At 72.4% G+C, this 10129-nt stretch carries 7 protein-coding genes; all 7 read right to left on the bottom strand.

The features are described 5' to 3' along the window. Positions 1–257 precede the first annotated feature (257 nt). The 7 genes from C6361_RS05040 to C6361_RS05010 all read right to left on the bottom strand — a co-directional run bounded on the left by C6361_RS05040 (position 258) and on the right by C6361_RS05010 (position 10072). The gene (locus C6361_RS05040; protein WP_107266923.1) at positions 258–1778 is read right to left on the bottom strand and encodes an alpha-N-arabinofuranosidase; all 1521 of its coding nucleotides are present in this window, start codon (positions 1776–1778) and stop codon (positions 258–260) included. 34 nt (positions 1779–1812) lie between these two features. Then, positions 1813–2712, bottom strand: coding sequence for a carbohydrate ABC transporter permease (locus C6361_RS05035; RefSeq protein WP_107256012.1), 900 nt, complete (start codon positions 2710–2712; stop codon positions 1813–1815). Positions 2713–2714: 2 nt separating this feature from the next. Further along, positions 2715–3659 (bottom strand): carbohydrate ABC transporter permease, encoded by a 945-nt coding sequence (locus tag C6361_RS05030; RefSeq protein WP_234359329.1) that lies wholly within the window; start codon positions 3657–3659, stop codon positions 2715–2717. A 25-nt stretch (positions 3660–3684) separates the two neighbouring features. Further along, complete coding sequence (locus tag C6361_RS05025; RefSeq protein WP_107266922.1) at positions 3685–5043, bottom strand: extracellular solute-binding protein; 1359 nt, start codon at positions 5041–5043, stop codon at positions 3685–3687. A gap of 307 nt (positions 5044–5350) precedes the next feature. Further along, positions 5351–7189, bottom strand: a complete 1839-nt coding sequence (locus tag C6361_RS05020; RefSeq protein WP_107266921.1) for an ABC transporter ATP-binding protein — start codon at positions 7187–7189, stop codon at positions 5351–5353. 76 nt (positions 7190–7265) lie between these two features. Further along, the gene (locus tag C6361_RS05015; protein ID WP_107266920.1) at positions 7266–8960 is read right to left on the bottom strand and encodes an ABC transporter ATP-binding protein; all 1695 of its coding nucleotides are present in this window, start codon (positions 8958–8960) and stop codon (positions 7266–7268) included. 170 nt (positions 8961–9130) lie between these two features. Then, positions 9131–10072, bottom strand: coding sequence for a hypothetical protein (locus C6361_RS05010; RefSeq protein ID WP_234359328.1), 942 nt, complete (start codon positions 10070–10072; stop codon positions 9131–9133). Between the last annotated feature and the right edge of the window lie 57 nt (positions 10073–10129).

Raw genomic sequence — 10129 nt, 5'->3', positions numbered from 1 at the left:
GTGGTTGTTGCCCGTGGGACTGTCGAGCTGCCCCGCCTGTGCACCCGGTCTCCCGAGCGCCCCGGCCTGGGCTGGGGCGGCCGACCCGGCCCGGGCGACCCGAGTCGGCCGGGCCGAGTCGACCCGCAGCGCTGTGCGCAGGCTCGGCAACGCGCAGTCGGGGCACCCTTGTCCTCCGTGCCCCGCCTGTGCACCCAGCTCTACAGTGCGCCTGGCAGGTATCCCCGGCTCGGCCGTCGAGGGACGGTGTTTGGTCTTCAGCTCTGGGTGGCGTCGGCGGTGGTCAGCCGGATCATGTTCCAGGAGAGCGCCGGCAGGACCACGCTGAGCCGTCCGCCCTCGACCTTGAGGTCGGCGAGCCGGCTCGGCCTCACCCGCTCGGGCGCCTCCGCGCTGTTCGTCGCCTCCGGGTCCGAGTCGGTCAGCACGACGTGCTCCCCGGCGACGAGCCCGGCGCAGGCCCGCAGGTCGACGTCGAGGGCGAGCGGTTCCCGCTGGTCCCGGTTGACCGCGAAGAGGGTGACCGCGCCGGACTCGTCGTCCCGGACGGCGGTCGCGGTGACCGTCGGCACCTCGCCGTGCCGGGCGGTGTCGTGCGACGGCCCGGTCGGCTCGACCCGCAACACGGTGCCGCGACCGTGCCGGGAGGTGAGCGCGAACGGGTGGTACGTCGGCTGCACCCAGGCCGGCCCGCCCGGTTCGCTGCGGATCGGCGCGATGACGTTGACGAGCTGCGCCAGACAAGCGATCTTGACCCGGTCGGCCTGCCGGAGCAGCGAGATCAGCAGATCGCCGACGACCACCGCGTCGACCACCGAGTAGACGTCCTCGATCAGCCGGGGCGCCTCCGCCCAGTCGAGCTTCTCCTCCCCGACGAACCGGCTCTGATACCAGACGTTCCACTCGTCGACCGAGAGGTTGATCCGCTTGCGGTGCTTGCCGACCGCCCGGACGTGGTCGCAGGTGGCGACCACCGACTCCATGAACTGGTCCAGGTCGACCGCGCTGGCCAGGAAGCTGTCCCGGTCGCCGTCGTGCTCCTGGTAGTAGCTGTGCACCGAGACGTAGTCGACCAGGTCGTAGGTCTCCTCCAGTACGGTCGCCTCCCAACTGCCGAAGGTCGGCATCCCGCTGCCGGAGCTGCCGCAGGCGACGAGTTCGATCGAGGGGTCGACCCGGCGCATCGCCTGCGCGGTCTGTGCGGCCAGCCGGCCGTACTCCCGGGCCGTGGCGAAGCCGGTCTGCCACGGGCCGTCCATCTCGTTGCCGAGGCACCACAGCTTGATGTCGTACGGCTCGGGGCTGCCGTGCTTGCGCCGCAGGTCGGACCAGTACGTCCCGCCCGGATGGTTGGTGTATTCCAGCAGGGTGCGGGCGGCGTCCACCCCCCGGGTGCCGAGGTTGACCGCCATCATCGGCTCACTGCCGACCCGGCGGGTCCAGCCGACGAACTCGTCGACACCGACCTCGTTGGTCTCGATGGAGCGCCAGGCCAGGTCGAGCCGGCGGGGCCGGGACTCGCGCGGGCCGATGCCGTCCTCCCAGTTGTACCCGGAGACGAAGTTGCCGCCCGGATAGCGCAGTACGGGCACGCCGAGCTGGCGGACCAGCTCCGCCACGTCCCGGCGGAACCCGTGCTCGTCGGCGGTCGGATGTCCCGGCTCGTAGATCCCGGTGTAGACGCAGCGCCCGAGGTGTTCCACGAACGAGCCGTAGATCCTCGGGTCGACCTCGGCGATCCGGAAGGCGGGATCGATGGTCAACGCGGCCTGGTGCACAAAACCTCCAACGGTCGATCTTCGGTGCGGTGGGTCAGCCTTTCAGCCCGGTGCCGGCGATGCCCTCGACGATCCGCCGCTGGAAGAGCAGGAAGACCAGGACCAGCGGCAGCGCGCCGAGGACCGCCGACGCCATCGTGTCGGCGTAGCGGATGCCGTAGGTGCCCTGGATGGCGGCGAGACCGACCGGGATGGTCATCAACTCCGGGTCGGTGACCGCGAGCAGCGGCCAGAGCAGGTTGTTCCAGCTCCAGACGAAGGTGAAGATCGTCACGGCGGAGACCGCGGGCCGGGAGAGCGGCATGACGACCCGACGGTACGTCCGGAAGAAGCCGGCGCCGTCCATCCGGGCGGCCTCGTCGAGGTCCCGGGGGATCCCGTCGAAGAACTGCTTGAAGATGAAGATCGCGATGGCGGTCGGGACCTGCGGCAGGAACACCGCCCACCAGGTGTTCAGCAGATGCACACTGCCGAGTTCCCGGAACTGCGGCACGATCAGCACCTGACTCGGGATGAGCAGGCCGCAGAGCACGAACCAGTAGACCAGCCGGCGGTAGCGGAACCGCAGCCGGGACAGCGCGTACGCGGCCATGCTCGCGGTGAGTACCGTACCGGCGGCGGCCAGCGTCGAGGTGACGAAGCTGGAGAGATACCAGCTGAGCATGTCGCTCTGGGTCAGCACCGTGTGGTAGGCGCCCAGCGTCGGATTCTCGATCCACCAGGTCGGGTCGGTGGTCTCCGCGTTCGGCTTCAGCGAGGTGTCCACCGCCCAGGCCAGCGGCACGAGCCAGAGCAGCGCGAACGCGACCAGGATCCCGATGCAGCAGCGGTTGAAGAGCCGGAGTCGTCGGTCGACCGAGTGTGCCAGCGCCGCGCTACCGGCCTCGGTGCGGCGGTCCCGGTCGGTGTCGCGGGTCGATTCGAGTAGTGCCATCCTCACACCCCCGATTCCTGGCGGCGGGTCATGACCAGCCAGACCGTGGAGACCGCCAGTACGAGCAGGAAGAACAGGGTGGACGCGGCGGCGGCGTAGCCGGTCCGGTAGTCGGTGAAGCCCACCTCGTAGATGTACTGGAGCGCCGAGCGGGTGCTGAAGTTCGGGCCGCCGCTGGTCATCAGGTACATCTGGTCGAAGACCTTCAGCGAGGCGATCACCTGGAGTACCACCACCAGCGTGGTGGTGCGGGCCAGCAGTGGCAGGGTGATCCGGCGGATCTGCTGCCACGGCCCGGCGCCGTCGATCGCGGACGCCTCGTAGAGGTCCCGGGGTACGTCCTGGAGGCCGGCGAGGTAGAGCACGAAGTTGAAGCCGAGCGTCCACCAGACGGTGGCGATCGCCAGCGAGACCATCGCCCAGGACGGGTCGCCGAGCCAGTTCGGCGCGGTGAGGCCGAGCGCGTCGACGGTCCGGCTGAACAGGCCGAGTTCCGGCGTGTACATCCACAGCCAGATCAACGCCACCACGGCGGAGGGCAGCACGTACGGCAGGAAGAAGGCCAGCCGGAAGAACCAGCGTCCCCGGCGGGCGCGCTCGGCCAGCAGCGCGAAGACCAGCGCCAGCAGGACCAGCGGCGGAGTGGTCAGCAGGGTGAACCAGGCGGTGTGCCAGAGTGCCCACCAGAAGTCGGGACTGCCCAGCGCCTCGGCGTAGTTGTCCAGGCCGGCGAAGTCGCCGAGCCCGGGTCGGACCAGGCTGGTGTGGAAGAAGCTCATCACCAGCCCGTAGAGCGCGGGGCCGATGATGAAGAGCAGGTAGAGCGCGAGGAACGGGGCCAGGAAGAGCAGCGCCGGCCGGCCGTGCCCGGGCCGCTGCTCGGCGGTCGGCGACGGCGAGCCGGATCCGGTGTCCGTCCGGTCGGGGGAGTGGGTGGTGGTGGCCACGGCATACCTCCTCGATGAGGTCAGGTCACACCGGTGACGGGGTCTGGGCGAGGACGGAGAGCTGCGTACGGATCTGCGCGATCGCGGCCTGGGGGCTGAGCTGCCCGGCCTCCACCGCGCCGACCGCCGAGCCGATCACGTTCTCGAAGTTGGAGGCGGAGCCGGAGTACCAGGCGGGCGGGTCGTAGACGGCGGTGTCCGCCGCCGCCGCGTAGCTCGACTGTGGATTGAGCCGGCGGTAGGCGTCGCTCTCGGCGAACGGCAGCCAGGTCGGGACGTGTCCGCCCTCCGCCCAGGTGAGGCTCTGGTCGAGAACGAAGCGGACGAAGTGCAGCGCCCGGTCCAGCCGGGCCCGGTCGGCGTCGGGGCGGGCCGGCAGGATGAGGGTGTGCGAGTCGGCCTGCACGGCGTGCGGTCCGCCGAAGATGTTCGGCACCAGCGTCATCCCGAACGGCATCTTGGCGGTCTGGAAGGTGCTGATCTCCCACTCGCCGTTCAGGTGGAAGCCGACCTGCCCGGTGGCGAACATCGCGATCGCGCCCGGGTAGTCGGCGCCGCCCGGGATCAGCCCCTCTTCGACGGTGAGGGCGCGCAGGTAGTCGAGCACCCGGCCCGCCTTGGCGTCGTCGAGCACCACGCGCGCGCCGTCGTCGGCCAGGATCTCGCCTTCGAGCTGGGAGTAGAGGGTCTGGAAGAACCGGAACGGCGACGCCGGGTCGGAGTTGATGCCGTGCGTGGCGGCGTACCCGCCGGTCACCTGCTTGACCCGGGCGAGCGCGTCGACGAACGCCGTCTCGCCGACGATCGGCTTGAGTTGACCGTCGGAGTCGAGCAGTCCGGCCTGCTGGCAGATGTCGGTGTTGTAGAAGAGCACGAACGGGTGGGTGTCCAGCGGGACCGCGTACGCCCGTCCGTCGACCAGCCCGGCCTGCCAGGCCCGCTGGTTGAACTTCTCCGGCGCCATGCCGTGCCGGGCCAGGTCCTCGGGGCGCAGTTCTTGGAGCAGTCCCGCGTCGACCAGGGTCTTCATCCGGGTGAGGTGCGAGATGGCCACGTCCGGCGGCTCCTCCCCGACGGTGGCCAGGGAGAGCTTGGTGTAGTACGGGTCGCCCCAGGCCAGCGTGATGGCCTTGAGCGGGATGTCGGGGTTTGCCCGGCGGAAGGCGTCCTGGATCTGCTGCATCCGGACGCCGTCCCCGCCACCGAAGAGGTTCCAGTACTCGATGGCGCCGGGCGCCGCGTCGGTCTTGAGCAGTCCGGCGCCGACCGGGCTGGCGCAGCCGGCGAGGGTGGCGGCGCCGGCACCGGCGAGCGCGCCGAGCAGTACGCCGCGACGGCTCAGCGCCGGTCCCGGGGGTCGGGGGGCGGGTGGCGGACCGTGCATGGTTCCCCTCCTGACCGGAGTAGTCGATGAACCGTTTCAGGCACCAATCCCGGGCTCCGGTGGGTACGGCGACACGACGCAGCACCGGTGGTCGCCTACCGGAGCGGCCGATGTTAGCGATCACACTGGTGCAGATTGTTGCCGGTCGTGTGGAGTGTCGTCAATCGTTGCTCGCCGTTTTCCTGCCCAAACCGGCGCGGTCGGTCCTCGGTGCCCAGCCGGCCGGACGGTCCCGGGCCGGGGCGCGTGACCGGGCGAGTTCCTATCGTTTCAACCGGTACCCGGCGCCGAGCCCGAAGCGGGAGCCTCAGCCCTCGGTGCTGGTCGTCGACTCCGGCTGCCGCTGCTCCGGCAGCGGGTCCGGCCGGGGCGTCTCCCGGGTGCCGGTCCAGGCCGCCCAGAGCGCCGCGTACCGGCCGCCGGCGGCGACGAGTTCGTCGTGGGTGCCGGTCTCCGCCACCCGACCGGCGTCCAGCACGATGATCCGGTCCGCGGCGGCGGCCTGGGTCAGCCGGTGTGCCACCACCAGCCCGGTACGCCCGTCCAGCGCCCGCGCCGCCGCCGTCTCCAACTGCCGGGCCCCCGCGCTGCCGGCCTCGGCGGTCGCCTCGTCCAGGATCGCCACCGGCGGCGCGGCGAGTACCAGCCGGGCCAGGGCCAACTGCTGCGCCTGCGCCGCCGTCAACCGGTGCCCGCCGTCGCCGACCACCGTGGCCAGCCCGTCCGGCAGCGCGCGTACCCAGCCCAGCGCGCCGACCCGGTCCAGCGCGGCGAGCAACTCCTCGTCGGTGGCGTCCGGCCCGGCCAGCCGCAGGTCCTCGGCGAGCGGCCCGGCGAAGACGTGCACCTCCTGGCTGACCAGCCCCACCGTCCGCCCGGCCACGACGCCGAGATCCTCGATCGGTACCCCGCCGAGCCGGATCCCGCCGCCGCTGGGCCGGTGGATCCCGGCGATCAGCTTGGCCAGCGTGGTCTTGCCGGCACCGCTTGCCCCGACCAGCGCGACCCGCTCGTTCGGCGCCACGTGCAACGTCACGTCGTGCAGTACGTCGTGCCCCGGCACGTACGCGTGCCGCAACTCCTTCGTCTCCACGCCGCCGTCCACCGGCACGGGCCGGTTCTCCGGCTGCCGACGCACCGGCAACCCGGTGACGCCGACCAGCCGGACCAGGCTGGCGACGGCCGACTGCGCGTCGTCGACCAGGCTCAGCGCGGCGTTGAGCGGGCCGAAGAGGTTGTGGAAGTAGAGGGCGGCGGCGGAGGCCGTACCGACCGAGACGGCGTCCGCGCGCACCAGCAGGAAGCCGGTCACCAGTACGCCGGTCAGCCCGACGAACTCGGCGAGGTTGAGCCGCCCGAAGAAGCGGGTCATCAGCCGGATTCCGCGCAGCGTCAGCTCCACCGCCGCGACGGAACTGCCGGAGACCCGGTGCAGGTGCGGCTCGGTGAGCCGGAACGCGCGTACCGTCCGGGCGCCGCCGACCGTGTCGAGCAGCTGCTGCTGCTGGGCGCCGTGCGCCACCCGCTGGCTGGCGTAGAGCGGCTGGGCGCGGCGGGCGTACCACCGGGCGGTGTGCAGCTGGATCGGCACCGCGAGCAGCGCGGCGAGCAGGAACCGCCAGTCGAGTACGGCGAGCCCGACCAGCGTCAGGGCGATGGTCAGGCCGGAGCGGGCGAGCTGTGGCAGTGCGGTCCGGACCGCCTCGGCGATCACGGTCACGTCCCCGGTGACCCGCGCGGTGAGGTCACCGGACCCGGCCCGCTCGACCTGCTCCAGCGGCAGGTCCAGTACCCGGTCGATGAACCGTTCCCGCAGGTCCGCGAGCATCCCCTCGCCGAGCCGGGCGACCTGGGACAGCCCCAGCGCCAGCGTGACCCCCTGGACGACCGCGACCAGCCCGAGCAGCACCGTCGGGGTGGTGATCGCGGCGGGTGGCCGTCCCTCGACGACCAGGTCCACGATGTAGCCGAGCAGCGGCGCGGTGAGCAACCCGACCGCGGTGGAGCCGACGAGCAGGCCGAGGGCGCGGCCGGCGAGCCAGCGGCGCGGCCGCAGCAACTCGGCCAGGGTGTGTCGGACCTGCCGTCCGGTCGCGGTCGGCAGCAGCTCACGGACCGGCTGGTCGGCGCCGCCGGGCTCGCTCATCGGGAAACTCCTCGCGTCCTGGTGCCCCGGCCGCCGTCGACCTGTGGGGAAGGTTCCCGGAATCGTCGGCCGGCGTTCATCGCAGCGCCGACGACCGGTAGCCGGCGTCCCGCCGGATCAGGTCGGGATGGCTCCCCTCGGCCCGCACCACGCCGCCGTCGAGCAGTACCACCCGGTCGGTGACCGCGAGCAGCGCCGGGCTGGTCGTCACCAGCAGCGTCGTCCGGCCCTGCCGGAGTTCGCGCAGGCCGGCCGCGATCCGGGCCTCGGTGGCCGCGTCGACCGCGGTGGTCGGATCGTGCAGGACCAGTACCGGCGGCTCGGCGGCGAGCGCCCGGGCCAGGGCCACCCGCTGACGCTGCCCGCCGGAGAGCGACCGTCCGCGTTCGGTGAGCAGCGTGTCGATTCCCTGCGGCAGCGTCCGGGCCACCTCCGCCACGTCGGCGGCGGCCAGCGCCCGGCGTACGTCGGTGCCGGCGCTCGCCGCCGCGTCGACGTTGTCCCGCAGGGTCCCCTCGAAGAGGTCGGCGTCGTGCGGGGCGACCAGGATCGCGGCGCGCAGCCGCTCGGGGTCCAGGGTGTGCAGGCCGACGCCGTCCAGTTCGACGCTGCCGTGCTCCGGGTCCACGTCGCGACCGAGGCAGCGCAGCAGGTCGTCGGCGACGGCCGGGTCGGTCGCCACGACGCCGACCAGTTCGCCCGCGCCGACGTGCAGGTCGACCCCGCAGAGCGTGCCGTGCCGGACGTCCCGCAGGTCGACACGACCGCGCACCGGGGTGTCGGGGGAGCCGTCTCCGGTGGGCGTCGCCGGGGGTGCGCCGAGTACCGAGGCGATCCGGTCGGCGGAGGCGCGGCCTTGGGCGAACTCGGCGTTCACCCAGCCGAAGATGGAGAGCGGTCCGAGCAGGAAGAGCGCCAGGCCGACCGCCGCGACGAGTTGCCCGACGGTCAGGTCGCCCTGCGCGGCCAGCCGGCCGCCGAGCAGGCCGACGGCGGCGACGAAGAGTCCGGTGATGATGAGCAGGGTGCCGTCGTACCAGGCCTGGGCCTGGGCCGCCCGGACCGTGGCGGCCAGCGACTCGCGGCTGGTCCGCCGGTAGCGCTGGGCGGCGGCCGGGGCCGCGCCGAGACCCTTGAGTACGCGCAGGCCGGCGACGAGGTCGGCGGCCACCCCGGAGGCGTACGCCGCCCGCTCCTGCTCGGCGTGGCTGCGCCGCTCCAGCGGCCGGCCGAGTCGATGGGCCAGCCAGAGCAGCAGCGGTGCGCCGACCAGCACCAGCAGTCCGAGCGGCACCGAGACCACCAGCAGGGCGACGCCGCCGACGAGCAGGCCGGTGGAGGCTCCGATCGCGGTGGCGAGGGCCCGGTTCACCGAACCGACCCGGTCGGCGTCACCGGTGGCGGTGGCGACCAGGGCACCCGGCAGCCGACCCGTCTCGGCCCCGCCCCGGTGGTCCAGGATCCGCCGGGTGAGCGAGAGCCGGAGCTGGTGCGCGGCCTGCTCGACGGCGCGTTCACCGGTACGGGCGCTGAGCCGGAAGCTCGTCGACAGCACCGCGAACACCACGGCCAGTACGCCGATCCAGCCGATCAGGTCGACCACCCCGCCCCGGCCGACGGCCCGGTCGATGACGACACCGATCAGCACCGGTACGAGTGCCTCGCCGGCCTGGTGACTGGCGCTGAGCCCGGCGCTGGCGAGTACGTGTCGGAGCTGTCCGGTGATGGCGCCGGTCAGCACGGTACGTGCCGTGGGACTGCCGGTCGGCACGCTCGGGCTCCCTCGCTTGGTCGAACTGAAGGTTAGGCTAACCTACCATCGCGGCGGGCCGGTCCCGGCGCCCTGCCGGACCGACCCGCCGCCCACCTCCGCCCGGCAGCCCCCGTCACGCCGTCGACAGCCGGGCACCCCGTTACGCCGTCGACGGCCGGACCGATCAGCTATGCCAGGAAGATGATCGTGATCCCGACGACCACGTCGACGACCCCGCACCACTCGGAGAAGCCGCGCGGAACCACCCGGTTGGCCCGGTGGTGGGCGTAGTCCCAGACCCCGTGGGCGAGCCAGCCGAAGCCGACCAGATAGCGGCCCAGATCGTCCGGCACCATCAGGGCAGCACCGATCAGCAGCAGGTAGCCGGCCAGCCCGGCGAGTTGCACCGCAAGGATGCGCCGGTCGCCGAACTCCCGGCGTACCGCGCCGATTCCCAGGTAGGCGAGGGGGAGGATCAGCATCACCCAGGCGTCGAGGACCAGCGGGTTCGTCCAGTTGTCGATGGTCACCACCAGGGCCAGCCAGGTCGGCCAGCGCCGTTTCAACAACCCGACCACGCGCCCGGCTCCGCTGTCCGGCACGGTGGCCGCCGGGGCCGGGTGACCGCCGGCCGGATGCGCAGCGCTGTACTCGTCCACCCGGCGGAGCATCACGAGCAGCATCGCCGGCAGCATCAGTACGTGACCGGCCGCCATCAGGAACTCCCCGCTCACCGCCCCGAGCCAGTACGGCGGAAGGAAGAGCAGGAACGGCAGGTACATCGCGGCGCCCATCTCGGCGACCGGAGCCCAGCCGTGGCCGCGGTGACGCATCCAGATGGTCATCGCCAGCGTCATGTTGGTGGCCATCACCAGGGCGCCGACGTCGGGACGGCCGAGTACCCGGGTCAGGTCGAGCCCGGTGGCGGCGTCGACGGCGGTGGCCAGCACCTCCCACACCGGGCCGAAGAGCAGCATCCCGACGACCATCGCGATGACCATCTCGGCGAAGTGCCGCAGGAAGTGCCGTACGGGGCGGTGTCGGGGCGTACCGGAGTTCCGGGACCGGGTCTCCGGGATGCCGGCGGATTCCGTGTTCCGGACCGTGGTGTCCGGCGTGGTGGCTGTCATGGCTCAAGGCTGTCGCTGCCGCCGCTCAACCGGCAGGCGCGCGCCGCACGGTTCGAC

Origin of the sequence: Plantactinospora sp. BC1 (assembly GCF_003030345.1) — a bacterium.
Classification (GTDB): Bacteria; Actinomycetota; Actinomycetes; order Mycobacteriales; family Micromonosporaceae; genus Plantactinospora.
Note: the sequence above shows the minus strand (reverse complement) of the source record. Positions and strands in the feature narration are given on the sequence as shown.